The 1,034-nt window shown below is 46.6% G+C and carries 2 protein-coding genes; both read left to right on the top strand.

What is annotated here, in order from left to right; all coding sequences use genetic code 11:
* A partial coding sequence (locus A3729_RS19705; protein ID WP_068634198.1) for a flagellar basal body rod protein FlgF occupies nucleotides 1-675 on the top strand: 675 nt, incomplete at its 5' end.
* Nucleotides 676-854: 179 nt separating this feature from the next.
* Nucleotides 855-1,034: flagellar basal body protein (locus tag A3729_RS19710; protein WP_231877473.1), on the top strand; the 180-nt coding region annotated here is incomplete at its 3' end.

Raw genomic sequence — 1,034 nt, forward strand, 5'->3', positions numbered from 1 at the left:
AATAATTTGGCAAATATTAATACGACGGCGTTTAAAGAAGATTTCGCTCAGGCGCGTGCTATGCCGGTGTTTGGCGAGCATCATCCATCGAGAGCCTATGCCTTGACCGAAAGGCCGGGAACAAATTTTGAGGCGGGTCCCCTGAATCAAACCGGCAACCCTTTGGATGTTGCGGTAAAGGGTGATGGATGGATTGCGGTTCAGGCCGCAGATGGTTCGGAAGCCTATACCCGGGCAGGCGACCTGCAGGTAGATGTCAATGGGCAGCTAAGGGCTGGCATTGGTTTGCCTGTTTTGGGTAATGGTGGTCCAATTGTTTTGCCGCCTTCGGCAACTGTTGAGATTGGTGCTGACGGTACGGTTTCGGTTCTTCCTTTGGGTGGTGGAGCTGTTGGCTTAGCGGCGGTTGATCGAATTAAGCTAGTTAATCCCGACCCTGATATGATCGAAAAGAAAGAAGATGGTCTATTGCATATGAAGGGTGATGAGCCACCGGCAGTTGCTGACCCGAACATCAAACTGGAAACGGGGTTTCTGGAAGGTTCTAATGTAAATGCGGTATCGTCTTTAACAGATATCCTATCTCTATCGCGACAGTATGAGCTTCAAGTTAAATTAATGAGCCAGGCTGATCAAATTTCTCAACAAACGGCACGTTTGTTGCAGTTCTCCTAGTAAGACCTGAAAAACGTCATAAAAGCGGCACGTAGTTGCAGATTTATAGAGTGCTGATTTTTTGACTGCTTCGTTAGCGGTATTTGCTTACTAGCTTTAAATAAGGGGTATCACAGATAGCCCTTAAACGCTTCAGGTCTGATTGATTCGCAGTAGAATTTCAATTTGGGAGAAGCATCATGCATCCAGCTCTTTATGTCAGTAAAACCGGTCTAAGTGCACAAGATATGTCCTTGACCACGATTTCCAACAACTTGGCGAATGCTAGTACGGTTGGCTTTAAGCGTGATGAAGCGGTTTTTCAGGACCTGTTGTATCAGGTGAAAAGAGAGCCAGGTGGCTTGAACTCACAAAACTCT

The organism is Oleiphilus sp. HI0043, assembly GCF_001634935.1.